Origin of the sequence: Pseudoxanthomonas sp., from assembly GCF_035999195.1 — a bacterium.
Lineage (GTDB): Bacteria > Pseudomonadota > Gammaproteobacteria > Xanthomonadales > Xanthomonadaceae > Pseudoxanthomonas_A.
The window spans coordinates 1,776,469-1,799,702 of record NZ_DASYGY010000009.1; the positions used below are offsets into that span (position 1 = coordinate 1,776,469).

At 65.9% G+C, this 23,234-nt stretch carries 24 protein-coding genes and 2 pseudogenes; 5 read left to right on the top strand and 21 right to left on the bottom strand.

Annotated elements, in window-relative coordinates:
• The 13 genes from VGN58_RS15345 to VGN58_RS15405 all read right to left on the bottom strand — a co-directional run bounded on the left by VGN58_RS15345 (position 1) and on the right by VGN58_RS15405 (position 11,243).
• Positions 1-1,833, bottom strand: a complete 1,833-nt coding sequence (locus tag VGN58_RS15345) for a mechanosensitive ion channel domain-containing protein (protein WP_327484045.1) — start codon at positions 1,831-1,833, stop codon at positions 1-3.
• A 208-nt stretch (positions 1,834-2,041) separates the two neighbouring features.
• Positions 2,042-2,455 (bottom strand): CBS domain-containing protein, encoded by a 414-nt coding sequence (locus VGN58_RS15350; protein ID WP_327484046.1) that lies wholly within the window; start codon positions 2,453-2,455, stop codon positions 2,042-2,044.
• A gap of 28 nt (positions 2,456-2,483) precedes the next feature.
• Positions 2,484-3,005: a hemerythrin domain-containing protein gene (locus tag VGN58_RS15355; RefSeq protein WP_327484047.1), complete on the bottom strand. Its 522-nt coding sequence runs from the start codon at positions 3,003-3,005 to the stop codon at positions 2,484-2,486.
• A gap of 66 nt (positions 3,006-3,071) precedes the next feature.
• Entirely contained in the window at positions 3,072-4,073 is a 1,002-nt protein-coding gene (gene cydB, locus VGN58_RS15360; protein ID WP_327484048.1) for a cytochrome d ubiquinol oxidase subunit II, read from the bottom strand.
• Positions 4,073-5,470 carry a cytochrome ubiquinol oxidase subunit I gene (locus VGN58_RS15365; RefSeq protein WP_327484049.1) on the bottom strand — a complete coding sequence of 466 codons (1,398 nt, stop codon included), beginning with the start codon at positions 5,468-5,470 and terminating at the stop codon, positions 4,073-4,075. Before VGN58_RS15365 ends, cydB begins: the two co-directional genes overlap by 1 nt.
• Before the next feature lie 43 nt (positions 5,471-5,513).
• Positions 5,514-6,170 carry a DUF6766 family protein gene (locus tag VGN58_RS15370; RefSeq protein ID WP_327484050.1) on the bottom strand — a complete coding sequence of 219 codons (657 nt, stop codon included), beginning with the start codon at positions 6,168-6,170 and terminating at the stop codon, positions 5,514-5,516.
• Between the two features lie 68 nt (positions 6,171-6,238).
• Complete coding sequence (locus tag VGN58_RS15375) at positions 6,239-6,715, bottom strand: DUF2269 domain-containing protein (protein ID WP_327484051.1); 477 nt, start codon at positions 6,713-6,715, stop codon at positions 6,239-6,241.
• Positions 6,696-7,955: an SDR family oxidoreductase gene (locus tag VGN58_RS15380; RefSeq protein ID WP_327484052.1), complete on the bottom strand. Its 1,260-nt coding sequence runs from the start codon at positions 7,953-7,955 to the stop codon at positions 6,696-6,698. Before VGN58_RS15380 ends, VGN58_RS15375 begins: the two co-directional genes overlap by 20 nt.
• Complete coding sequence (locus VGN58_RS15385; protein WP_327484053.1) at positions 7,928-8,143, bottom strand: hypothetical protein; 216 nt, start codon at positions 8,141-8,143, stop codon at positions 7,928-7,930. The genes VGN58_RS15380 and VGN58_RS15385 overlap by 28 nt, the downstream gene beginning before the upstream one ends.
• 232 nt (positions 8,144-8,375) lie before the next feature.
• Complete coding sequence (locus VGN58_RS15390) at positions 8,376-8,906, bottom strand: hypothetical protein (RefSeq protein WP_327484054.1); 531 nt, start codon at positions 8,904-8,906, stop codon at positions 8,376-8,378.
• Positions 8,903-10,456: an FAD-dependent oxidoreductase gene (locus VGN58_RS15395; RefSeq protein ID WP_327484055.1), complete on the bottom strand. Its 1,554-nt coding sequence runs from the start codon at positions 10,454-10,456 to the stop codon at positions 8,903-8,905. Before VGN58_RS15395 ends, VGN58_RS15390 begins: the two co-directional genes overlap by 4 nt.
• Complete coding sequence (locus tag VGN58_RS15400) at positions 10,453-10,719, bottom strand: hypothetical protein (protein WP_327484056.1); 267 nt, start codon at positions 10,717-10,719, stop codon at positions 10,453-10,455. Before VGN58_RS15400 ends, VGN58_RS15395 begins: the two co-directional genes overlap by 4 nt.
• Before the next feature lie 29 nt (positions 10,720-10,748).
• Positions 10,749-11,243 (bottom strand): ferritin-like domain-containing protein, encoded by a 495-nt coding sequence (locus VGN58_RS15405; protein ID WP_327484057.1) that lies wholly within the window; start codon positions 11,241-11,243, stop codon positions 10,749-10,751.
• A gap of 170 nt (positions 11,244-11,413) precedes the next feature.
• On the opposite strand from VGN58_RS15405, the gene VGN58_RS15410 reads away from it, so the two are divergent.
• Genes VGN58_RS15410 through VGN58_RS15420 form a run of 3 tightly spaced genes read left to right on the top strand, consistent with a single transcriptional unit; the run spans position 11,414 to position 14,095 of the window.
• Positions 11,414-12,577, top strand: a complete 1,164-nt coding sequence (locus VGN58_RS15410) for a zinc-dependent alcohol dehydrogenase (protein WP_327484058.1) — start codon at positions 11,414-11,416, stop codon at positions 12,575-12,577.
• Complete coding sequence (locus VGN58_RS15415; RefSeq protein ID WP_414710806.1) at positions 12,550-13,362, top strand: DUF72 domain-containing protein; 813 nt, start codon at positions 12,550-12,552, stop codon at positions 13,360-13,362. Before VGN58_RS15410 ends, VGN58_RS15415 begins: the two co-directional genes overlap by 28 nt.
• On the top strand, positions 13,355-14,095 hold the full coding sequence (locus VGN58_RS15420; RefSeq protein ID WP_327484060.1) for a DNA-formamidopyrimidine glycosylase family protein: 741 nt from the start codon (positions 13,355-13,357) through the stop codon (positions 14,093-14,095). The genes VGN58_RS15415 and VGN58_RS15420 overlap by 8 nt, the downstream gene beginning before the upstream one ends.
• Positions 14,096-14,104: 9 nt before the next feature.
• Here VGN58_RS15420 and xth read toward each other — a convergent pair whose 3' ends face one another.
• The 7 genes and pseudogenes from xth to VGN58_RS15450 form a co-directional block, all read right to left on the bottom strand.
• Complete coding sequence (gene xth, locus VGN58_RS15425; protein ID WP_327484061.1) at positions 14,105-14,902, bottom strand: exodeoxyribonuclease III; 798 nt, start codon at positions 14,900-14,902, stop codon at positions 14,105-14,107.
• A 5-nt stretch (positions 14,903-14,907) separates the two neighbouring features.
• Positions 14,908-15,186: a hypothetical protein gene (locus VGN58_RS15430; RefSeq protein WP_327484062.1), complete on the bottom strand. Its 279-nt coding sequence runs from the start codon at positions 15,184-15,186 to the stop codon at positions 14,908-14,910.
• A 287-nt stretch (positions 15,187-15,473) separates the two neighbouring features.
• The gene (locus VGN58_RS15435; protein WP_327484063.1) at positions 15,474-16,058 is read right to left on the bottom strand and encodes a DUF488 domain-containing protein; all 585 of its coding nucleotides are present in this window, start codon (positions 16,056-16,058) and stop codon (positions 15,474-15,476) included.
• Positions 16,048-17,916, bottom strand: a pseudogene (gene ligD / locus VGN58_RS15440) (DNA ligase D); the annotation flags it as partial. The pseudogene ligD and the gene VGN58_RS15435, both read right to left, overlap by 11 nt.
• A gap of 264 nt (positions 17,917-18,180) precedes the next feature.
• Positions 18,181-18,594: pseudogene (locus tag VGN58_RS18385) on the bottom strand (DNA polymerase ligase N-terminal domain-containing protein); the annotation flags it as partial.
• 4 nt (positions 18,595-18,598) lie between these two features.
• Positions 18,599-18,775 carry a DUF3606 domain-containing protein gene (locus VGN58_RS15445; protein ID WP_327484065.1) on the bottom strand — a complete coding sequence of 59 codons (177 nt, stop codon included), beginning with the start codon at positions 18,773-18,775 and terminating at the stop codon, positions 18,599-18,601.
• Between the two features lie 171 nt (positions 18,776-18,946).
• Entirely contained in the window at positions 18,947-19,879 is a 933-nt protein-coding gene (locus VGN58_RS15450) for a ZIP family metal transporter (protein WP_327484066.1), read from the bottom strand.
• 298 nt (positions 19,880-20,177) lie between these two features.
• Here VGN58_RS15450 and VGN58_RS15455 point away from each other — a divergent pair, with 298 nt between their 5' ends.
• Positions 20,178-21,062 (top strand): manganese catalase family protein, encoded by an 885-nt coding sequence (locus VGN58_RS15455; protein WP_327484068.1) that lies wholly within the window; start codon positions 20,178-20,180, stop codon positions 21,060-21,062.
• Positions 21,063-21,402: 340 nt separating this feature from the next.
• On the opposite strand, the gene VGN58_RS15460 is transcribed toward VGN58_RS15455, so the two are convergent.
• The gene (locus VGN58_RS15460) at positions 21,403-21,549 is read right to left on the bottom strand and encodes a hypothetical protein (RefSeq protein WP_327484069.1); all 147 of its coding nucleotides are present in this window, start codon (positions 21,547-21,549) and stop codon (positions 21,403-21,405) included.
• A 749-nt stretch (positions 21,550-22,298) separates the two neighbouring features.
• On the opposite strand from VGN58_RS15460, the gene VGN58_RS15465 reads away from it, so the two are divergent.
• Positions 22,299-23,198, top strand: a complete 900-nt coding sequence (locus tag VGN58_RS15465) for an NAD(P)/FAD-dependent oxidoreductase (RefSeq protein WP_327484070.1) — start codon at positions 22,299-22,301, stop codon at positions 23,196-23,198.
• Positions 23,199-23,234: the final 36 nt, after the last annotated feature.

Here is a 23,234-nt window from a genome sequence, read left to right on the forward strand (position 1 = left end):
TCAGGCCAGCGCGATACCGCTGGACTGGAGTCGCTGGACAAGCGCGTAGAGCAGCTCGCCGCGTATGCGACTGACCTGGCGCGGGCCGTCCACGTAGCCCGAGACGCTGATCCAGACCTTGTTGTCGCGGATTTCCTCCACCTGCACCTGCGTCGGCGGAGCGCGCATCAGTTCGCGCTGCTCACCGACGACACGCTCGACGATGCCCACGACGTGCGCGATGTCGGCCACGACCGGGACGGGCAGCAGGACCTTGACCAGCCCTTCGCCTGCGGTGAAGGTGCGGTTGCGCACCGCCTTGGTGATCAGCTCCGAATTGGGGACGAGCACCGTGGTACGGTCCGGCAGCGCGATCTCGGTCGCGCGCACGTTGATGCGTCTGACATCGCCTTCGGCGTCGCCGACGACCACCCAGTCGCCCACCTTGACCGGACGCTCGATCAGCAGGATCAGGCCGGAGATGAAGTTCTGCACGATCGCCTGCAGGCCGAAGCCGATGCCGACCGTGAGCGCACTCACCACCCAGGTGATGCGGTTGGCTTCCACGCCCAGCGCCGCCAGTGCAAGGCCGATGCCGATGATGACGCCTGCGTATCCCACCAGCGCGGTCACCGATGCCTGTACACCCGCGTCCAGCCGCGTCGTCGGCAACAGACGGGTGGACATCCAGCGTGCGATCAGCCGGCTCGCCAGCACCGCGACCGCCAACACGAACAAGGCGCGCACCAGTTGGAGCGGACTGAAGCTGAGGTTGCCCACGCGGAGCCGCCCCCCATCATCGAATACACGTCCCGCCAGATCGCCGGGGCCCAGCCCGTAGGGCGCACTCAACAGCACCAACGCGAGGCAGACGACCACGACCGTCGCCGTCCCGGTGGCCAGCACGACCAGCTGGCTCAGCCTGCGCGTCCCGATGCCAAGCCGGCGCGACCACTGCTGAAGCCCCTTCTTCTGCCGCACGGCGCAGTCGCCCGCGTCGTGGATGAGGCATACGAGCAGCAGCCACCACGCGAGTACGACGACGCTCCAGACCGCCTGCTTGGCCAAGAAGGCGGACAAGGCCAGATAGCCGGTCAGCGCACTGCCGATCACCAGCGCCAGCACCATCCATCCCAGCAGCAGGCCGGCGCGCACGACGTGGATGCGTCGCTGTCGATCCCCGGGTGTCGTCAGGCTCAGGGCGCGCGCGCTTCGCGACAGCAGGAAGGCCAGGGCGAGGGCCAGCAACGGGATGGACGCCATCCGGACGGCGCCGGCAGCCGCCTCTTCCATCGCGCGCAGGCCCACACTTTGTTCAACCAGCGCGACCGCCACCAGCGAGGCCGCCATCACCGCAGCGACCGGACGCAGCGCGAAGGAAGCGCCTTCCGGTAACGACCCGAACGCCGCTACACGTAAAAGTCCTCGCCCTGTCGCGGCGATCACCGACGCCAAGGTCAGCACCGCGACCAGCGTCCGGGCCATGGCGCGCACCTCCGGCTCCGGCTGCGCCGCCCACACGAACATCTGCAGGAACAACGATCCGGCGAGCCACATGGCGACACCGCTCGTGATCATCTCCGCAAGCGCGCCCGTGGTTTCACCGAGGCGATGCTGCGGCCAGTGGCGCCGTTGGCGGGTCACGATGACCGCCAGGAGCCTGAAACGCACGAACGCCAGGAAGGCCAGCAGCAGTACACCCATCGCGACCAGGACGGGCCAGTGCTCTGCCGCCCGTTCCAGCGCACCACGCCACGCATGCCACGCGCTGCCGACGCCCTCGCTTACCTGCCGGCCGGCGACCACGACATCGGCCCAGAGCTGGCGTTGCACCAGCACCTTATCCGCCATCATGAAGGTCCATCCGTGCACGGCCGCATCCGATGGCGTACGCCGAAGCGCCCGAAGTCACCGGAGAGCCCCGTGGGGCGCGTGCGGAGCATCGGGCAGGCGCATGAAAGGATCGCATCGGTCGCTGAAGGTCGCGCCGCGATCCGCAGGGCCAATGGCTCAAGCGGATCGGGCGCAGTAGCGTTGTAGCGCAGCCGATGCGAACAGCATGTCAATGCCGCGCCGCGACGCCTTCCAGCAAGTCCTGCGATGCGCCGCGCTCCCCCGACTGGGCGAAGTTGCCCAGCGAGACGATCCCGACCAGACGCTTGTCCCGGTTGACCACCGGCAAGCGACGCACTTCCAGATCGGCCATGTTCATCGCCACATGGTCGACATCATCGTCGTCGAAACAGTATTTGACCTCGGTGGACATGACCTCCCGCACGCGCGCATCTCCGCCCAGCCCTCGTGCCACCGCACGCACCGCGATATCGCGATCCGTCAGGAAGCCGACCAGACGCTGGTCCTCGCCCACCGGCAGGCTGCCTACATCGTGCTCGGCCATCAGGGTGGCCGCATGGGACAGGCGGTCGTCAGGCGCCACCACGCAGACGTTGCCGCTCATCATCTCGCTGATCTTCATCTCGCTCTCCTGATCGGTTGGAATCCCGTTACTGGGTCAGGCTCTTGACGGCGCCCTTGACGGCCGCCTTGGCCTTCTCGCCTGCCATGACCGCCTGCGCGCCGGCGGACTCCTTCCACTCCGCATACGCTTCGTCCAGCTCGGCGCGCTCCTGCGCATTGAAGAGGGCGCGCGCCATCTTGAACATGGTCGTTTCCTCTTCCGTCGCATGATGGTCGATGAGTTCGCCGAAAACCTTGGCGCGTCCGGCGAACTCGGGCGTGCCCGGCGAGGCAGCGTGCACCTCCGGGATCACCGTTTTCTCGACCGCATGGTGCTCGGTCAATGCCTCGGCGTAGACCTGCTGGCCGTCGCGGTCGGCCCGGTCACGGAAGGCGGGATAGAAGATCTCTTCCTCCCACTTGGCGTGCGGGATCAACGCGCTTTCGATCCGCTCCAGAAGCGACTGGCGCTTCTTGACGCCGCGGTCCGTCGTCTCTCCGAGCTCGGCGAACAGTGCGCGCAGTTGGTCATGTTCGGCCTTGAGGGTTTTCAGGATGTCGCGTGCCATGGATGCCTGCCTGATATGGGTGGGCGTTCCAATCTGCCGGCAACGAGGTGGAAAGGTTGTGATCGATCAGTGATATCCCTGGCCGGGCTGGAGCTTGCCGCGGAACACGTAGTACGACCATGCCGTGTATCCGAGGATCAAGGGCAACAGGCACACCACACCCACCAGCAAGAAACCTTGCGACGACGGCGGTGCCGCGGCATCCCATATCGTCAGCACCGGCGGCACCAGAAATGGCCACAGGCCGAGCAGCAGGCCCGCATAGGCCAGCGCGAACAGCAGCAGCGCCAGCAGGAACGGGCGCGCGTCGCGTCCCTCGCGGACGGTGACCCGCCAGAGCAGCCATACCGCCACAAGGGCGAGCATCGGGACCGGCGCCAGTCGCCAGAACGCGCCGCCGGTGAACCAGCGTTCCATCACGCGCGCGCTCAGAAAGGGTAGGCCCGCGCTGACCAGTGCCATGAAGCCCGCCACGACGACGACCAGCGGGCGCGCGCAGTGGCGCGCCAGCCGCTGCACCTCATCGGTGGTCTTCAGGATCAGCCAGGTCGCGCCCAGCAAGGCGTAGCCCGCGACCAGCGCGCATCCGGTCATCAACGCGAAGGGCCGCAGCCAGGCCCAGGCCCCGTCGCCAACGCCCGGCAGCCCCTGAACCAGCGCACCCAGGATCACCCCCTGCCAGAACGCCGCGCACAACGATCCGGCGGCGAAGGCCCAACCCCACAGCCACCGCGTGCGCTGGGCCTTGAACCGGAACTCGAACGCGACGCCGCGGAACACCAGCGCCACCAGCATCATCAACACAGGCAGGTACAGCGCGGGCAGGATCGTGGCATATGCCGCTGGAAACGCCGCGAGAAGTCCGGCTCCCCCGAGCACCAGCCATGTCTCGTTGCCGTCCCAGATCGGCGCGGCGGTATTCATCATCAGATCGCGCTGCGCCTCGTCCCGTGCGAATGGGACCAGAATGCCCAGCCCCAGGACGAAGCCATCCAGCACCACGTACATGAAGACGCCGAACGCGATGACCGCGAACCAGGCTACGGGCAACCAGTACGCCACGTCCATCAGCCATCCTCCAGCGACGCATCGGATGCGCTGATGGGCCGCGCCGGCGTACGCTCGCCCTCTTCCGTGTCCGGTTCGGGTTCGTGCGGGAGCGGACCGCGACGCAGCATGCGGTAGAGGTAGGCGAAGCCGAAACCGAACACGATCGCGTAAGCCAGCACGTAGACGACCAGGGACAGGGCGACGCTGGTCGCGCTCACCTCGCTGACCGCGGATGCCGTGCGCAGCAGGCCGTACACCAGCCACGGCTGGCGCCCGATCTCGGTGACGAACCAGCCCGCGATGATCGCCACGAAGCCGGCCGGCAGCATCAGATTCCAGGCCACGTGCAGCCTGCGGCTCTCCCGCAGTCGTCCGCGCCACCACGACCATCCCGACACCAGCGCCAGCAGCAGCATCAGCGTACCGATGCCGACCATGATGCGGAAGGCGTAGAACACCGGCCGTACCGGTGGACGCTCGGACGGCGCGAACGTCTCCAGCGCCGGTACCGCGCCATCCCACGAGCGCGTCAGCACCAGGCTGCCCAGTTTCGGTACCGCCACCTCCTGACGGTTGCGTGCGGCGGTCTCGTCCGGCACCGCCCACAGCACCAGAGGTACGCCCTCCCCTGGAGGCGCCGGCCGCCAGTGCGCCTCGATCGCGGCCACCTTCGCCGGTTGGTGTTCCAGCGTGTTGAGGCCATGCAGATCACCGGCCACGATCTGCAGCGGTACCGTGATCAGTGCGAACACCGTCGCCAGCCGCAGCATGCGCCACGCGGGATCGGTATGCATGCCCTTGCGCAGATACCACCCGGCCACGCCGCCGATGACGAAGCATGTGGTGAGATAGGCGGCCAGTGTCATGTGCACCAGGCGGTAGGGAAACGACGGATTGAAGATGACCTCGCGCCAGGACACGACGCGAGCGATGCCATCGACGATCTCGTGGCCCTGCGGTGTGTGCAGCCAGCTGTTGGCCGACAGGATCCAGAACGTGGACAGCAACGTACCCAGGGCCACCATGCAGGTGGACAGGAAGTGCAGCCACGGGGGCACGCGTGACCAGGCGAACAGCATGACGCCGAGAAAGCTGGCCTCAAGGAAGAACGCGGTGAGTACCTCGTAGCCCAGCAGCGGCCCCAGGACTGCCCCTGCGAACCGGCTCAGACCCGCCCAGTTGGTGCCCAGCTGGAAGCTCAGCACGATCCCGCTGACCACGCCCATGCCGAACGAGACGGCGAAGACCTTCAGCCAGAAGAAGTAGAGGTCGCGCCAAACGGTGTCGCGCGTGCGCAGCCAGCGGAACTCCAGGAAGCCCAGCCAGCTCGCCAGCCCGATCGTGAAAGCCGGGAACAGCACATGAAAGCTGATGACGAAGGCGAACTGGATGCGGGAGAGCAGCAGGGCGTCCATGCCGGTACCCTCCCATCCGCCATGGGAAGAGCTTATGAAAGCGCTAGGTCCCCGTCTGCGAATGTGGCGCACGCAGCGGCTTGGATTCGGGCGACTTGTCCTGGCGCAGGAAGATCGACAGGACCACGATGGACAGCACCGCGAGGAACTCGCTCTGCCAGTTCTGCATCGACTCGAACCAGAATTGGCTGTCCAGCAGATGCGCTGTCCAGGAAAGGGAAACCTGCCCCTGAGCTGCGCGCTCCTCGTTCTCGAGCAGCCAGCTGCCCCAGCTGTGAAGGACGAAGGTCATTGAGAACAGCAGCAGGAACGCCATCGACAGCGAGTGGGCGTACAACGTCTTCCAGACACCCCCGATGCGCACCGGCCAAGGGGCGGAACCTGCCTCGATACGCTCCTCCTCTTGCTCCGGATCGAGCGGCCGCGACTCCGCGGAGCCTCTTTGGCGCAGGCTTACGGTCAGCAACACATACATGCCCATCTGCAGGAACTCGCTTTCCCAGTTCTCGAAGGTGGCAGAAATGAAGTGCCCGCTTCGCAGGTAAGCCGACAGCGAGAGCAGCGTCAGGTCTTGATCCAGACGCTCCTGGTTGTACGCGGCATGCCCGGTGATGACCTGCGCCACCCAGAAGCCGAGAAACAACGCGAGCAGTACCAGCGACAAGCCGTTGCGGTGGAGGAACGAGGTGCGTGAAGACATGTCGATCGCCTGCAGATCCGATGACCGACTCTTCGCTTGGCGGGGACAACAGAATGTGAAGGAGTACGTCAGCCTGCGAAAGGCACACGACGGGCGACCATCATGAAGAAGATCGCGAGAAACGAGATCAAGGCAGGCACGCCCAGCGCCGCCCAGCATCCCAGGTAGGCACTGTAGCGAGCCGGCAGGGGTTGACCCGCAGCGGCGGCCTGCACGGCGATGTCGCGCAGGCGGATCTGCAGCCACACCACCGGCAGCCAGCACGCTCCGGCGATAACGAACGCCACCAGCGACCAGTACAGCCATGGCGTGCCCCACGGGATCTGCAGCCGGTGTGCCAGATAGAGGCCCGTGACCGGCTGTATGATGATCGTGGTGGCCGTGAACAGCCAGTCCGCGACCACCACGTAGCGCGCCACGACGGCGACCACGCGGGCGTCCCGGGTGAGGCTGACGACCAGCAGGTAGAACGCCGTCCCGACGCCGGTGCCGAACAACAACGTCGACGACAGCACATGTACGTATTTAACGAGGATCAGGTCCATGTCCACGGTCCAGCGCCCACAGGCAGGCGATCATGGCGAGCAGGGGAACGTTCTTCAGCACGGGGCCGTAGGGATGCAGCCATTGCTCGGGCAGCCACACGGTGATGATCAGGGTGTAGGTAGCCACCACTAGCCCCTGGAAAAGATAGACCAGCGTGCGACATCGGGGCCGCAGTACCGCCAGGCCCAGCACGAGATCCAGCAGTGCCGCACTCCACAACGCAGTCGTGGCCCATTCGCCCTGCAGCCCGGTGCGCGCCAGCAGCGCAAGGCTGGCCTCGCGTGGATATCCCCACAGCGATACCAGCGCCGTCACTATCCACATCGCCGCCACCGTGATCCGCATGGTGGGCAGCAGCCAGCCCAGCCACGCCGTCGTGCGCAGGTCCGATGCGTCTTTCGTGAAATCCGCCGGATCACGCAACGCGGCGCCACGCCATTGCACCATCCCGTCGGCGGCCGCGACGTTACCCTGCTCCAGCATCCGCAGCGCATCCCGGTCGAACGGCGCCTGCGGCAGCCATCTGGCGACGCCTGCGGCGACGTTTGCCAACCACGCAGGTACCGTAACGAACAGGCCGCCCGCGTCGAGCCATCGCTTGAAGTGCTGCAGATAGTCGCGCAGTCGCAGGGCACGGGGCCCCACCGCATCCAGGCACATACCGGCAGTCCCCGCCTCGGCAAGCGTCACCACGACCTCCGCCAAGTCCTCCACATGCACCGGCTTCACCGGTTGCCGGCCACCGCCAGGCAACGGCGTGACCGGCAGGACGGCCAGCATCGCGAACCAGCGGGTGCTGGCACCGCGAGGATCGAACACCAACGAGGGGCGTACGACGATGCCCGCAGGTGAAGTCGATGCCAGCACGCGAGCATCCATCTCGCCCTTGCTGGCGAAGTACGCAATCGACGACGCGGCATCGGCGCCGAGCGCGGACAGCTGCACGAACCGGCGGACCCCCGCCGCGCGCGCCGCCTCCAGCAGGCACGCCGGCGATTTCACATGCAGTGCATCGAAGCTCTGCTTCCCTGAGGCGCGGAAGATACCGACCGCATTGATGACGACGTCGATACCCCTCAGCGCGCGGATCAGCTCGGCCTGGCTGGGCATGTGCGCGAAATCCAGCACCACGCCGTTGCCACTGCCGCCGCGCGTCGCCAGGATCACCTCATGACCCCGCTCACCAAGCGCACGTACCAGCCGAGACCCGATCATGCCGCGACCGCCGGCCACCAGCACGCGCAACCTCCTGTCCGCTGGCGCGATGTGGTCCGCAGCGGCAGCATCGCCAGCGTGCTGTCGACGCTCGCGGTCTCGGCCTGCAGCCGGTGGCGCGTCGGCTCGGCCGCCACCGGCACCAACGCCACCAGCCAGTGGCTCTGGTATCCGCGGGCCCGCTTCGCGCGTGCGCTCTCCTGGCGGCACACGGCCGTCGGCTATGTCATCCATCACGCCAGCTCTCTCCTCTGGGCCACCGGGTACGAAGCCACGCGACCGGCCGGTGCCTCGCCAAGCGGTCGTGCCGTACGTGCGGCGGGCATCGCCACCCTGGCCTACGCGGTGGACTACCACGTGGTGCCACGGCGGCTGAGCCCCGGATTCGAACACAAAGTGGGGCCGGCGGGCATGGTGGCCGTCTACGCGGCCTTCGCTGCCGGCCTATGGATGAGCACCCGGCTCGCCGCGCGCCCGCCACGCCGCCCGAAGCTCCTGCAGCAAGGGCAGCACGCACAACAGCAACGCAGGCGCCAGCACCGCCGCCCACGCTGAGGCCGGCGGCAGCTGGGAACGCCACGCCCAGTCCCAGCCCTGCTGCATGGCCAGGCCGCCATCGCGGTACAGCACGACGCCGAGGACGATCCATGGGGCGGTATCCAGCACGCTGTGCACGTGCTGTTCGAGCGGCGTGATGGCCCTGCGTGGCCATGCGACCCGCGTGTCCGCGTAGCCGGCCATCGCGTGCGCCAGTACCAGTACGCCCATCAGCATCGCCAGCGCCAGGCTGGGCTGGAACAGCATCCATGCCACCAACATGACGCCCATCAGGCCGGTCTGCAGCAGATGAAGGACCGACTCCCGCAAGCCGGAGGTCTGCGCGAGATCCGTGCGGCGATGGCAATGGAAGTCGACGCAGCCGGCCAGCAGCCAGAGCAGGTATCCCGCATACAAGCCCCACAGCGTGGCGGTCACGGGATGTCCGCGTCACGCGCGTCATCCCCGTGCAGGTCGAAGGGCTCCAGCGGCTCACTCGCGGGACCGTTGAGCACGCCGCCCGTCGCCGCATCGAAACGCGAGCCATGGCAGGGACAGTCCCATGACTTCTCTTCGCTGCTCCAGCGGACCACGCATCCCAAGTGCGTGCACCGCGCGTTGTGCGCGTTCAGCGCGCCGTCGCCGGTCCGATACACCGCAACACGGTGCACACCGCGACGGACGACGACCCCGCTCCCGCGCGGGAGTACTGCCAGCGCCTGCTCGTGCGACGGTGCCAGCCAGTCGCGGTACTGCAACGCAGCGTTTGCGTTCTCACGCAACCACGTGGGCGCACTCTTCAGGCGATGGCGCCCCGGCGCGTACAGCGCCGCCCAAGGGTGGTCGCGTCCGGCGATCAGGTCGCCAAGCAGTATCGCGGCCACCGTGCCGTGCGTCAGCCCGTTACCGGAATCGCCGGTCACCAGGAACACATTTTCGTTGTCGGGATCGGCACCGATGAACGCCAGTCCATCGATCGGCTCGAGGACCTGGCCCGACCATGCATGCGTGAAGCGCGTGACCGAAGGGAAGTGGACGCGCGTCCAGTCCTGCAGGCGCGCGTAGACGGTCGGATCATCGTCCTGTCCGGTCTTGTGGTCGCCGCCTCCGACGAGGATTTCGACGTCCGCGCCATCGCCCTCGTCCGGCCTGCGCAAACGGACGTAGTGGTAAGGATCCCCATCGTCCCAGTACAGCGCATCCGGAATGCTCCCCTCCGGTGCACAGCCGACCACCACGTACGTGCGGTACGCGGCCTGCTTCAGGTAGGTCGCGCCCGTGTCGTGGACAGGCACATTGGTCGCCGCGACCACGGCCCGGGCGCGCAACACCCTACCGTTCCGGCACGCGATCTCCGGTCGCGAGCCGCCCGTTACGCCGGTGACATCCGCACGCACGAACACGACACCCGCGTCGCGGGCCTGTCGTGCCAGCGCCAACAGGTAGGACCCGATGTCCACTCGAGCCTGCCGCTCGAAACGAATCACGGGCCCCAGCGCAGGCAGCGACGCCAGCCCCTCGGCCTGCAGTACGGCATGCAGACCGGCTTGGCTCGCCGCCTGCGCTTCATCCGCCAGGTCGTCGGTTCGCTTGTGGCACGAGAAGAGGAAAGCCGGCACATACTGGAAGTCGCAGTCGATGTTCCCGGCTTGGGCGATGTCCGCCATCCAGTCGATCGCGGCGGCGTGGCTGGCAGCGGCCTGCCTTGCGCCCTCCTCACCGTGATAGCGCGCCAGCGCGGTGAACCGATCATCCAGCGCCGAGGCGAGATGTGCACTGGTCCGCAGCGTCTCTCCCGACCCTATGCCATGACGCTCAAGGACGCACACATCGCGCCCGGCCCGCGCAAGCTGCAGCGCGGTACTCAGCCCGGCTACGCCGGCACCGATGACGACCACGTCCGGCTCCTGCGGAGGTGCGTCGCGCCACCAGGACGCGGTTTCCGCCATGACGTCCCGCCAGACGGGATGGGTACGCGCGGTCTTCATGGCAGGCGTCGGTCTTTTCCTGGCGCGACGTGTCCGTTCGGGTCTTGCGCAGCGCCGTGTGCCTGATCGCCGCCGCTCTCCGGCGTTCTGTGGTGGAGGCGGGCGCGCAGCTGTTCGATGCGCTCGCGGGCCCAGGATCGGTCTGCGGCGGGCAGGAGTGCGACCACGCGGTCGCACTCCCGGACGATCGCTGAAAAATCGGTGACCACCGCCCCATGGCCGAGATGATCGAACCTTCGCTCGAGCTGATCCATCTCGATCATGGAGTCCGCGCGGGGGCGACGCATGACGTTCAGTCCTCTGCCGCCGCCTGATTGCCGCCCTGCTCGGCCAGCATCGTCAGCTTCTCGTCGGTGGCTTTCTCTTCCTCCAGGGTCTCCAGCAGGGCGGCCAGTGCGTTCCTGTGGCCCAGTTGCTTGGCGAGGGCGGCCAGCGTGCCGTAACTGGCGATCTCATAGTGCTCGGCCTTTTGCGCACCGGCGATCAGCGCGGCATCCCTCAGCGGGCCTTCCTCGATGGACTCGATGGCCTCCTTGCCCTCTTCCACCAGTCCCTCCATCGCCGCGCACTTGATGCGCTTGAGCTTGATGCCCAACTCCTCCACCAGTGTGTCGATGCGCTCGATCTGTCCCTGCGTCTCTTCCAGATGGAAGGTGAACGCCTCTGCGAGATCGGGGTTCGAGGTCGCGCGTGCAAGACGGGGAAGCGCCTTCGTCAGTTGCTTCTCGGCGCTGTAGATGTCGGAGAGTTCATGGATGAAGAGGTCCTGCATGTCTTTGATGGCCATCGCGGGTGCTCGCCTTGGAATGAGTGAGGCTCCACCCTAGTGACGGCGGCATGGTGAGGTTATGAAGAAGCGGCGGCCAACACGTCTCACCGACATCGTCGTTGCGTGCTCACAACCTGTTGACCGGCGATGCGGGAGCTTTGAGATCCGCCCGTTATGAGATGCATGCCATGAGAGCGTTGACCTACCAGGGCTCCAAAGACGTCCGCGTGGAGACGGTACCCGACCCCTCCATTGTCGAGGCCGACGACATCCTGCTGCGTGTCACGGCTACCGCCATCTGCGGCTCCGACCTGCACATCTACCGCGGCAAGATTCCCGGCATGAAGGATGGCGACATCCTCGGCCATGAGTTCATGGGCATCGTCGAGGACACCGGATCTGCCGTCACCCGCGTCAAGCGGGGCGATCGCGTGGTGATTCCCTTCGTCATCGCATGCGGGCAATGCTTCCATTGCCTGCTCAACGAGTACTCCGCCTGCGAGACCACCAACACCGGGCGCGGGGCTTCCATGAACCCCAAGAACATCAAGCCTCCCGCGGCGCTGTTCGGCTACAGCCACCTCTATGGCGGCGTCCCCGGCGGGCAGGCCGAATTCGTGCGGGTACCGAAGGCGAATGTCGGACCGCTTCCGGTACCGGATGTACTGAGCGACGAGCAGGTGTTGTTCCTTTCGGACATCCTGCCCACCGGCTACCAGGCGGTGCTGAATGGAGGCGTCAAGCAAGGCTCGACACTGGCCATCTTCGGCGCGGGACCCGTAGGCTACATGGCAGCCGCCTGCGCACGCATGCTCGGGGCGGAAACGATCTTCATGATCGACCACAACCCGTACCGCCTGGACTTCGCGAAGACGACGTATGGCGTCATTCCGATCAACTTCGACGACGACGACGACCCCGCCGGCTCGATCATCGAAGCCACCGGCGGACGCGGCGTCGATGCCAGCATCGAAGCCGTGGGTTTCGAGGCCAAGGGCAGCGCCACCGAAACCCTGCTGACCACACTGAAGCTGGAGGGTTCGAGCGGCAAGGCGCTCCGCCAGTGCATCGCCGCCACCCGCCGGGGCGGAACGGTCAGCGTGCCGGGGGTGTACGCCGGCTTCATCCACGGCTTCCTGTTCGGCGACGCCTTCGACAAGGGCCTGACCTTCAAGATGGGGCAGACCCACGTGCAGGGCTTCATGCCCGAGCTGCTGGAGGCGATCGGTGAGGGGCGACTGGCACCGGAGGCGATCATCTCGCACCGCATGACGCTGGACGATGCTGCGCGCGGATACCAGATGTTCAACGATCGCGAGGATGAATGCCGCAAGGTCGTACTGACGCCCTGAATCGCCCCCTGCAGCAACACCCGGCGGCTCCCGTGAAGGCGGCGCGTGTCGGATGCGCGGGTTGGGCGACACCGCGCCCGTACCGGACGCTCTTCGGCGAGGGCAGCAGCGTGCTGTCCCGCTATGCCACGCGCTTCCCGATCGTGGAGATCAACTCCTCGTTCTATCGGCCGCATCGTTTGGAAACCTATGCGCGATGGGCGGCGTCGGTGCCTGCCGGCTTCCGCTTTTCCGTCAAGCTGCCGCGGTTGATTTCCCACGACCTGGCCTTGCGGGGCGCCGCTCCCCCGCTCGAGGCGTTCCTGGCACAGACAAGGGGGCTCGGACGACACCTGGGCGGCTACCTGCTGCAGCTGCCGCCCTCACATGCATTCGATGCCCGCGTGGCGTCCGTCTTCTTCCGCCTGTTGCGGCGTCGCACCCAGGCGCCTTGTGCCTGCGAGCCGCGCCATGCCAGCTGGTTCACGGAGAAGGCCGACGCATTGATGAGGGAGCACGGAATCAGCCGCGTCGCGGCCGATCCCGCGGTGGTGCCTGCCGCCGCCACACCGGGCGGCCATCCAGGCTGGCCGTACTGGCGCTGGCACGGCGCGCCACGCATGTATTACAGCGACTATGACGAAGCAGCGCTGGCGGCGCTTGCCGCCGACATCGCGGCAAGCCAGGCGGCGACCTCGCCCTGGATCATCTTCGACAACACGGCCCACGGTTTCGCCACGGCCAATGCAGCGCGGCTGCAGGAGATCGTGCGTACCCGCGCAGCAAGGAAACGGGGACGTGCCTGAAGGTCCTTCCCTGGTCATCATGCGGGAGGCCGCCGCGAAGTTCCGCGGCAAGACCGTCCGCGCCGTCACCGGCAACAGTACGCTCGATATCGCACGCATGCAGGGCCGACGCGTGCGGTCGGTCAGGAGCTGGGGCAAGCATTTCCTGCTGGAGTTCAGCGGGTTCAGCCTGCGCGTGCACATGCTGCTGTTCGGCTCCTACCGGATCGATGACGAGAAGCCGGCCGTCCCCCGGGTATCGCTACGCTTCGACAATGGCGTGCTGAACGTCTATGCGTCGTCCCTCAAGTACATCGAGGAACCGCTGGACGAGGTCTACGACTGGCGGACAGATGTCTTGTCACCCGAATGGAGCGCGACCCGCGCACGCGCCAAGCTTCGCGCACAGCCGGATGTCCTGGTGTGCGACGCCTTGCTGGACCAGGACATCTTCGCGGGCGTCGGCAACATCATCAAGAACGAGGTGCTGTTCCGTATCCGGCTGCACCCCGCCACGCCGGTCGGCCGGATTCCGCCGCGCCAGCTGGGCCGCCTGATCGCGCAGGCGCGTGACTACAGCTTCGACTTCCTGGCGTGGAAGAAGGCGGGCGTACTCAAGCGCCACTGGCAGGTGCATGCGAAGAAGACGTGCCCAGCCTGCGGCGGACCGCTTACGCTGGAGGAACTCGGCACGCGCAGGCGACGCACCTTCTTCTGCCCGACGTGCCAGCACCATCCTGGTCGCAGCGGGTGAACGCGTCGATCAGCGTTTGACCTCGATCCACGTGGGCGCGTGGTCACTGGCCTTTTCCAGCATCCTGACCCAGCGGTCCACACCCGCATCGATCAGGCGCTTCGCGAGCACGGGATTGGTGAGCAGGTGGTCGATACGCAGCCCGCGATCCCGCTCTGCATGCTGGCGGAAATAGTCCCAGAACGTGTAGATGCGACTGCCCGGCCCGTGGATCTCCAGAATGCTGTCCGTCCATCCCTGCTGCAACAGCGTGGCGAAGGCCTCTCTGGATGCAGGCTGCAGCAGCGCATCCTTCCGCCAGCTCTTGGGATCGTAGATGTCCTCGTCCGTGGGGACGACGTTGAAGTCCCCCAGCAGCACGACCGGGTGCGGGAGATCGACGAGCGACTGCGCATGCCGCTGCAGCCTGCCCATCCACTTCAGCTTGTAGTCGAACTTGGGACCGGGCTGGGGATTGCCGTTGGGCAGGTAGAGACAGCCGACGATGATCCCGTGCGCCGCCGCTTCGATGTACCGGCTCTGGTCGTCGCCAGGACTCCAGGGCAGTCCCCGTCGGCTTTCCACCGGTTCCTGTCCGCGTGCGAGCAGCGCTACCCCGTTCCATGATCGCTGGCCCTGCCATATGGCGCCATAGCCCGCGTCCGCCAACGCAGCCTGCGGGAACGCCGCATCCACGGCCTTCAACTCCTGCAGGCCGACGATGTCGGGCTGCTCCCGCTCCAGCCAGGTCAACAGGTGCGGCAGCCGGGTGTTGATGCCGTTGACGTTGAAGGTCGCAATCCTGAGGGCTTTCTTCCGGCGCGCCATGCGGCCTACCCACCCGAACCGGGCGCGGGCGCGTCCGGGTGGTGCGCATCCAGCCACGTCCAGGCGCGCGCCACCACGTCCCTGACCTCCGGCCACACGCGTGTGGAATCACCGCCCAGCTCGTCCCAGAGCACCTCCATCTCGGTATCGTCCTGCGGCAGCGCGTAGCTGCCGCGGGATACCAGCGCCAGTGCGTACGCCGGACACACGTCTCTCCACGCCAATCCCCTCACGTGTGCGTCGTGCCTGGCGTAGCGGTCGAACCCTTCGGGAATCGGGGTCATGCCCGGATAGTGCAGGCATCGTGCGACACCGCCAGCGGGCCGCAGGCGTTCCAGTAGCTCACGGAATCTTTCTGAATCGAACCGACCCATCGCGTGCTCCGACAAGGGACCAACAGGCAGTGGGGCATGTCCCGGGTCAACACGGCGTCAATCCGGAGAGACAGGGCCGGTGCGGACACCGGCCCTGTCAAAGCGGCTCGTCCGGCGAGGATGGGAAGCGAGCCACGTCGCCAGTGTTGCGTGGTCGGCTTGAAGAGGATGTGACCCGCTGGACCGGATCGCGTTGATCACGTCTTCGGCGGGTAAACGAGTACGCCATCCCGAATGCGCGCATCGACATTCAGCGGATGGGGTTTTGGCGCATCCTCGTCCAGAACATGCAGTACCGTCCATCCGCGCTGCACCAGCAGGTCTGCGATCAGGCGCCGATGGCACCGCCACCATAACGACTCCGCGCACATCAGCGCGGTGCGCGCCTGCGGCGCCAGCGCGACGACCTGCGCAAGTCCTTCCGCGAACTCGGCGCTGGCCAAATGATCGGCATAGCCTTGGAAGGCGGCATTCCGCCATGCGCCGTTCGGCGAATCCTTCCGCGGTCGCCGCCTGCCGCCGAGCTGTGGCAGCCATCGATACGCGATGCCGGCGGAGCGGAGACTCGCCGCCATGGCCTCGCTACCGAACCAGGGATAGCGGCGAGAGCCGGGAAATCGGCGCACGTCTGCGATGGCCGCAATGCCATGGTGATGGAGCAGGCCCACGAAGGCATCGAGCGTCCGCGTGGAATGCCCGATGGTCCAGACGGTCGTGGCGAGTTCGTCGTCGCCCACCCCGAGCTCCTCGAGATGGCCAGGTGCGGAGGCCCTACCCGCCATCGCTCCACCGTGACAGATTCTGCTTGAGCGTTCCGATACCTTCCCACGGATCCTTGCGACGCCTTCTCAGTTTCGCGGGCACGTCATTGATGGTGAACGCGTCGGATCGGGTGAGCTTGGCCAGCTTGCTCCAGCTCAACGGCATGGCGACGGGCGCGCCAGGACGGGCCCGCATGGAGTAGGACGCCACGGCCGTCGCGCCACGACCATTGCGGAGATAGTCGACGAAGATGCGGCGGTTGCGTTTGCTCTTGGTTGCCGTGGCCAGAAAGCGCTGAGGCTCCGATTGCGCCAGGGCGTCCGCGAACCCGTGCGCGAAGCGCTTGGTCAGGTCCCAGTCGCACCCGGGATTCAGCGGCACGACGACATGCAACCCTTTTCCGCCCGACACGCGGAGAAAGGATTCGAGTTCGAGCTGCGCCAGCAGCTTGCGGATGTCCACGGCGGCGCGCTTGACCTCGGAAAAGGGAACACCGGGCCCCGGGTCCAGATCGAACACCACCCGGTCGGCGCGCTCCGGCGCGACCGCATGCGAGCCCCACGGATGGAACTCCAGCGCGTTGAACTGCACGAGTTCCATCAGGCCCGGCACGTCCTCGACTACCAGATAGTCGGCCGCGACCCCCGACTCCTCCTTCAGACTGACGGCAGCGACCCGTTCCAGACCTGCCGTGATGTGCTTCTGGAAAAAGCATGGCTTCGCGATACCGGAAGGACATCGGATGATCGATACCGGTCTGCCCTCGATTTCCGGCAGAAGATGCTCGGCGACGGCGAGGTAGTAGTCCCAGACGTCCTGCTTGGTGATCCTGTCATCCGGGAACAGCATCTTGCCTGGGCTGGACAGCGTCGGCAGCTGGGCGGCGGGCGGCGCCTTTCCGCGCTGCGGCGTCGCTGGCTTGCGTGGCCTGGTTGCTTTCGTGGTGCCCATGGTGTTCCCTCTGTCCGTATCGATGAGATCGGCGATGTCCTTGTCCGGGCGCACGGCCTTCAGCGAAGGCTGGCGGAGCAGCGCCTGTCGCCCGACACCGCGATAGAACACCTCGACGACGAACCGGGGCGCGAACCACGTGGCGGTACGCAGGTCCGTGTCGGTCGTGCCGACATGGGCGGTGGGTTTCCTGCTGCCACCCTCGCTCAGCAGGCCGGTAACCTGGCGCATGCGTTCGTCATCGAAGCCCGTGCCCACCCGGCCTGCGTAACGCCAGCCATGCTCCGGGTCGGGGCGCGCAAGCAGCAGCGAGCCGAAGCCGGTGCGACGACCTTTGGGCGCGGTGTAACCCACCACGGCGAATTCATCGGAAGCCAGCCGTTTGGTCTTCCGCCAGTCGTCGCTACGCCCTCCCTGGTAACCTCGGTCGGCGCGCTTGGAAATGATGCCTTCGAAGTGCCGCCTGCCGGCCAGGTCGTATGCGGCGCTTCCCTCCCCTTCGATATGCGAGCTGAAGGCGAGGTGGCGCGGCGCGTTTTCCAATACCGCCTGCAGCAGCGTCTTGCGCTCGAGAAGTGGCGCGGCCGTCACATCCACGCCCTCCAGGTGCAACAGGTCGAAGAGCGCATAGGTGAGTGCGCCCTGGCGCTCGCCGGACAAGGTGGCCTGCAGAAGATTGAAATCCTGCTTGGTGCCCGCCCCTGCGATCAGCTCACCATCCAGCGCCGCCGACGCAAGGCCAAGTCGTTCGATGGCCGCGCGAATCTCCGGAATCTTGTCCGTCCACTCCTTCGCGTTGCGCGACCACAATCGCACGCGGCCCCCGGCAATCGTCGTCAGGATGCGATACCCGTCCCATTTGAGTTCGTGGATCCAATGCTCGCCTTCCGGCGGCGTGTCTCCAAGCTTGGCCAATTGGGGCTCGAACGGGCAGCTCGGCGGCCTCGACTTCTTCGCCCTCGTCAACGCACCTGCAAGCGCGGCCCAGTCCTTCCTGCGGCCCTTGCGGGTCGCCGGCAAGGCGCTGAGCTTCTTCTTTGCACGCTTTCCACTGCCAGCGCGCTTGAGGTCTTCCTCGGGTGCAGCGGCCACATCAGCGAGCAGATCGTCCGCTTCCAATGTGCCCGCATACTCGTCCTTGTCCTTGAAGAGCAGCCACTGTGGCTGCCTGGCCGGTCTGCCCGACCGCACCAGATGCCAGCCACCCTTCAGTTTTTCGCCAAACAGCTCGAACCGGAGGTGGCCCTTTGCCAGCTGCTCCTCAGGATCGCCTTCGGTCGCCCACACCCCCTGATCGAATCGGGCAACGTGGCCACCGCCATACTGGCCCTTGGGAATCTCGCCTTCAAATGTCGCATAGTCCAACGGGTGGTCTTCCACCTCGACCGCCATGCGCTTGACGCCGGGATCGTAGCTCGGGCCTTTCGGGACCGCCCAGCTCTTCAGGGCATCCCCGACCTGCAGGCGGAAGTCGTAGTGCCGTCGGCTCGCATGGTGCAACTGGACAACGAAGATGGCACGCCCGGCCCTGCGCGGAAGCGCACCCGGCTCCGGCTCGGCCGTCCTGTCGAAACGCCGTTTGCGCCGATAGTCCTGCAGCGTCACGTCTTCAGGCGCCGAGATGTTCCCGCACCGCCTTCACGCTCGGGCCGACGGCCTCCACGACCGAACGAAGCCTCTCCGGTGTGACCCTCAGTTCCTTCGACCAGTACTGGACCTCGTAATCCTCGCCCAGATTGATGCGGTCGCGGTCGGGCGACCCTACGTTGCGCTTGTCGTCGGTCATCGTGGTATCTCCGATGGGTTTTCGCGTGGAGCGCCGCTCCTGCGGCATACAGTGCCCGGCATGGCGAATGCCACCGTAGGAGGCATCGCGTGGGCAGAAAGTGAAGCGGCGTGTGGGACTCCAGAATGTCCGACGCAAAGCGCAAAGGATGTCGTCGGTTGAGGAGCGCCCTTACCCGAGCCCAGTGTCCAGCATCATCATCAACACGAAGCCCGCGATCAGGCCGGTGGTCGCGAGACGTTCATGCCCCTTGCGATGGGATTCCGGGATGATCTCGTGGCTGATGACGAACAGCATGGCACCTGCCGCAAATCCCAGACCCCACGGGAGCACCGCCAGCGACTGCGTTGCCACGGCGGCGCCCAGCACCGCCCCTATCGGCTCGATCACGCCGCTGGCCGCCCCGATGGCGACGGACGTCAGGCGCCGGTAGCCGGCAGCCAGGAGTGCGATCGCCACCACCAACCCCTCCGGCACATCCTGGATGGCGATGCCAAGCGCAAGCGCGTTCGCCTGCGGCAGCCCCTCGGGATTGGCGTATCCGACGCCAATGGCCAGCCCTTCCGGAAGGTTGTGCAGCGCGATGGCCGCCACGAACAACCATGTCCGCCCCACCCTGTTGGAGGCTGCGCCTTCGACACCCTTGATGAAGTGCTCATGGGGAAGCAAGCGATCCACGGCCATCATCGATACGCTGCCAACCAGGACCGCCACTCCAACGATTGCACTCGCGGGCGATACGCCCTCGATTGAAAGCGGGAGCCCGCGCGCTACCTCCAATGCAGGAAGGATCAGCGAGAAGGCACAGGCCGCCAACATGACGCCGGCCCCGAAGCCCAGCAAGGCATCCAGCCAGCGTTCCGACAACCGTCTCGACAGCAGGACCGGACACGCTCCCAATGCAGTCGCCATGGCGGCTATCGATCCCCCCAACAAAGCCTGCTGCATGGCGACGTTCGCCGCCACCGCGCTCCAGGCATGCGACATGAGGGAGGCCGTACCACCGATGAGGATGACGGCACCGAGCCAGCCCGTCAGGCGATGGCGCGATACCCAGAAGCGGCCGAGCGCGTCCGTGCCACCCTGCTCGCCATCGGCGGCCATGGATCAGACGGTCTCCGTCGCGGCATCGTTCGGATTGCTGTCGTTGTTGTCGTTCCGACAACCGGCGAGGGCAACCGCAGCGCAGAGGGCGAGCAGCAATAGAACGGCGCGGAACTTGTTCATTTCGGTCTCCATATGGCACGGAATGTGCCGGAGCATTCTTGGCGTGTGCGCATGAGGAGGTTGTGTATCCGTCTGGTACGCGCCAACGCATTTTCCTCGTCATATCCGCATCACCATGGCGCTCCTAGATTCGGTTCCGTCAGCGCGTCGGCGCGACAACCTCCAGGAGCCCCTCATGTTCATGCACAACAAGCGTCTCCAATACACCGTCCGCGTGGCCAAGCCGGACCCTCTACTCGCGACCTTGATGCTGGAGCAGTTCGGCGGTCCGCAGGGCGAGTTGGCCGCTGCGATGCGCTACTTCACGCAGGCGTTGGCCGAGGATGATCCCGGCAGGAAAGATCTGCTCTACGACATCGCAACGGAAGAACTGAGCCATCTCGAAATCATTGGTTCGATCATCACCATGCTCGGCAAGGGCGCCAAGGCCGATATGGCCGAAGGCCTCGAAGAGATGGCCGCCATGCGTACGCTGAGCGGCAACAGCACCAGCCAGACCGAGTCGATCCTCTATGGCAACGGACCTGCGCTGGTGAATTCCAGTGGCGTTCCCTGGACAGCCGCCTACATCGATACCATCGGTGATCCCACGGCGGACCTCCGTTCCAACATCGCGGCAGAGTCGCGGGCCAAGCTGGTATACGAGCGTCTGATCAACGTGACCGACGACCCCGGCATCAAGGACGCACTGACGTTCCTGATGACACGCGAAGTGGCGCACCAGAAATCCTTCGAGAAAGCGCTGTACGCCATCACGCCGAACTTCCCTCCCGGAAAGCTGCCCGGCGATCCCGCGTTCACCGACATCTTCTACGACATGTCCCAGGGCGAAGGCGATGTGCGGGGACCCTGGAACAGCGGCGAATCGTGGGAACGGATCGACGACCGCGACGCACAGGCTGCCGTCGACGGCGGCGATGGCCGTGCCTCGGTGGTTCTGGAGGAGGCGCAGCAGGCCGCGCTGGAGGCGATGGCCGCCAGAACCACGTCGGATCCGGACTCCAATCCCGTGACCGGGGCGGAGCTGGGTGCGGGCCCGGGGGCTGGCGCTACGGGCTGACCGAACAGGCCGGGGCAGCGCCTCGTTCAGTTGGCCCACGCGCAGCCCCGGCCTGCTGCGGATCGCCCCATGCGACGGTGCCAACCGATCTCGCCGATGCCACCATCGCGCTGCATGCACCTTGGGACCACCCGCCGAGACCGTCGATCGATATCCGTGTCTGGTTCAACTGGCGCGAACGACCCTGCGTAATGGCAGGCTGCCGTTACTAGCCAAGCGCCACACGGTGGAACCGAGCTTCGGTGACATGCCTCTTCTCAAGCGGGGTCCGGACTCAGAAAAGGCCCCGAGCGGGGCCTTTCTTTCACGCATTGCATCAGCGACCCTGTAGCTCCTGGCGCTATTCCTCTTCAGGATCCTGCTGATTCCGGTTCTGCTGGTTGCGATCCTGCTGCTCGCGGTTCTGCTGCTCGTTCTGCTGGCGGTTCTGGTCCTGGTCGCGCTCGTTCTGCTGGTTCTGGTTCTGGTTGTTCTGACCCTGGCCCATTTCGGTTCTCCGTTGTCCGACACGGAATATGTCGGCAGACGGATGGTGTGCCCTGCCTGGTGAAGAGCAAATGTTTCCGGAAGGTTCGATGCCGGTCGATTCAGCATAGAAATACCTGCGGCATGCCGCGACATGATGCGCATGGTGAGACGCCGCAATCACGTGTTCCTTGCACGACCACAGTCGAGCAGAACGCCTACCAGAGGGCGGAAAGGGATCCCGTCGCGTTTCGAGGGCGTGGGCAACTTCCTACGAGTGCATGGCAGCTTGCGGCACTACTTTCACGGTATGGCATGCCGAAGAGATTCGAGCGATGTATCGGCGGGCCCGCCGCTGGTCGCGCTCCGAGAGCGTCTCGAACAGTCGCGCCAATCTGAGCTCGGTGGTCGGTAGCAGCAAGCTTGGATCCGCTTCGACGCATCGGCGAATAGCAGCCTTCTTGTGCCGCCACCCTTTGCCTTCGGACCTGCCGAGACGTGGGAAACGCATACGATGCTCCTCCTGGACGTGATTGATGCTCGGCTCCCGCACACTGGCTATTCCGGCGCCGTCGACGGCGCCAGAAGCGCAATGCGCAGGCTCTCGAAGCTCTCGTGGAAAGCTTGTGATCACGTTTCCTGGGCCACCGCGTTCGTCGCGCGACGAGCTGCGGACGTTCGTTATCCAAGCTTGCGAGAATGGCGCGCCATGGCGTGCAACATTCAGCGTTACGTGGCAGGCTGCTGCCAGTCCCTCCGGTGACCTTTTCGATGGAACTCGACTGCATCATCGTAGGCGGCGGTCCGGCCGGTCTGACCGCCGCCACTTACCTCAGACGGCTTCACCGGCACGTGGTCGTATTCGACGATGGCCGTAGCCGCGCCCGCTGGATACCTGAGAGCCATAACTGTCCCGGGTTCCCCATGGGCGTTTCGGGCACCGAATTGCTTCGCAGATTGCGTGACCAGGCATCCACGTACGCGGCAACGATTCACCACATTCGGGCCGACCTCCTGGAACGGACCAGGACAGGATGGCGGGTAGAGGCCAATGGTCAGGCGTGGCACGCCCCGATAGTGTTGCTGGCTACAGGCGTGGTCGATCATCTGCCCACCTTGGTCTCGGGCGATCCCGAGGCGGCATTGCGCAACGGCCTGCTCAGGTCATGCGCGTTGTGCGACGGGTATGAAGCCACGGACCAACGCATCGCCGTCGTCGGGCCTTTGGACAGAGCGGTTTCCAACGCGCATTACCTGTCCACATTCTCCGCAGACGTCACCGTCGTACCTACGGAGGGAGGGAATCCGGAAGCCTCACGACAGCCCGATGCGAACGGTGTCGTTGTTCTTCCGCCGCTACAGACGTTGACCTGTACCGAAGGAGGTTGGGACGTCACCGACCTGACAGGGCGTACCCATCGCTTCGATCTCGTGTATGCCGCCATGGGTGCACCGGCGCGCGGCGACTTGGCGCGCGATGCCGGAGCGAAGATTGACGCACAAGGAGCGGTGATGACCGATGAACGCATGGAGACCTCGATTGCCGGACTCTATGCCATTGGCGACGTGGTGACCGATCTCAATCAGATCGCGGTAGCTTTTGGTCATGCTGCGATTGCCGCCAGTGCTATCCATCAGGCGTTGCCCGCAAAACTGCGCAGGCGAGCCTAGACGAATCACGCGGGTCGAAGCCTGCCCTGCCCCGCG

What these genes read in the sequence shown, in the direction of transcription:
- VGN58_RS15415 (WP_414710806.1), top strand. Translation starts at nt 12,550, where the DNA reads ATGCCGCAAGGTCGTACTGACGCCCTGAATCGCCCCCTGCAGCAACAC.
- VGN58_RS15410 (WP_327484058.1), top strand. Translation starts at nt 11,414, where the DNA reads ATGAGAGCGTTGACCTACCAGGGCTCCAAAGACGTCCGCGTGGAGACG.
- VGN58_RS15400 (WP_327484056.1), bottom strand. Translation starts at nt 10,719, where the DNA reads ATGATCGAGATGGATCAGCTCGAGCGAAGGTTCGATCATCTCGGCCAT.
- VGN58_RS15450 (WP_327484066.1), bottom strand. Translation starts at nt 19,879, where the DNA reads ATGGCCGCCGATGGCGAGCAGGGTGGCACGGACGCGCTCGGCCGCTTC.
- VGN58_RS15395 (WP_327484055.1), bottom strand. Translation starts at nt 10,456, where the DNA reads ATGAAGACCGCGCGTACCCATCCCGTCTGGCGGGACGTCATGGCGGAA.
- VGN58_RS15430 (WP_327484062.1), bottom strand. Translation starts at nt 15,186, where the DNA reads ATGACCCCGATTCCCGAAGGGTTCGACCGCTACGCCAGGCACGACGCA.
- VGN58_RS15375 (WP_327484051.1), bottom strand. Translation starts at nt 6,715, where the DNA reads ATGGACCTGATCCTCGTTAAATACGTACATGTGCTGTCGTCGACGTTG.
- VGN58_RS15465 (WP_327484070.1), top strand. Translation starts at nt 22,299, where the DNA reads ATGGAACTCGACTGCATCATCGTAGGCGGCGGTCCGGCCGGTCTGACC.
- VGN58_RS15455 (WP_327484068.1), top strand. Translation starts at nt 20,178, where the DNA reads ATGTTCATGCACAACAAGCGTCTCCAATACACCGTCCGCGTGGCCAAG.
- VGN58_RS15460 (WP_327484069.1), bottom strand. Translation starts at nt 21,549, where the DNA reads ATGGGCCAGGGTCAGAACAACCAGAACCAGAACCAGCAGAACGAGCGC.
- xth (WP_327484061.1), bottom strand. Translation starts at nt 14,902, where the DNA reads ATGGCGCGCCGGAAGAAAGCCCTCAGGATTGCGACCTTCAACGTCAAC.
- VGN58_RS15355 (WP_327484047.1), bottom strand. Translation starts at nt 3,005, where the DNA reads ATGGCACGCGACATCCTGAAAACCCTCAAGGCCGAACATGACCAACTG.
- VGN58_RS15370 (WP_327484050.1), bottom strand. Translation starts at nt 6,170, where the DNA reads ATGTCTTCACGCACCTCGTTCCTCCACCGCAACGGCTTGTCGCTGGTA.
- VGN58_RS15435 (WP_327484063.1), bottom strand. Translation starts at nt 16,058, where the DNA reads ATGGCGGGTAGGGCCTCCGCACCTGGCCATCTCGAGGAGCTCGGGGTG.
- VGN58_RS15365 (WP_327484049.1), bottom strand. Translation starts at nt 5,470, where the DNA reads ATGGACGCCCTGCTGCTCTCCCGCATCCAGTTCGCCTTCGTCATCAGC.
- VGN58_RS15445 (WP_327484065.1), bottom strand. Translation starts at nt 18,775, where the DNA reads ATGACCGACGACAAGCGCAACGTAGGGTCGCCCGACCGCGACCGCATC.
- cydB (WP_327484048.1), bottom strand. Translation starts at nt 4,073, where the DNA reads ATGGACGTGGCGTACTGGTTGCCCGTAGCCTGGTTCGCGGTCATCGCG.
- VGN58_RS15405 (WP_327484057.1), bottom strand. Translation starts at nt 11,243, where the DNA reads ATGGCCATCAAAGACATGCAGGACCTCTTCATCCATGAACTCTCCGAC.
- VGN58_RS15350 (WP_327484046.1), bottom strand. Translation starts at nt 2,455, where the DNA reads ATGAAGATCAGCGAGATGATGAGCGGCAACGTCTGCGTGGTGGCGCCT.
- VGN58_RS15345 (WP_327484045.1), bottom strand. Translation starts at nt 1,833, where the DNA reads ATGATGGCGGATAAGGTGCTGGTGCAACGCCAGCTCTGGGCCGATGTC.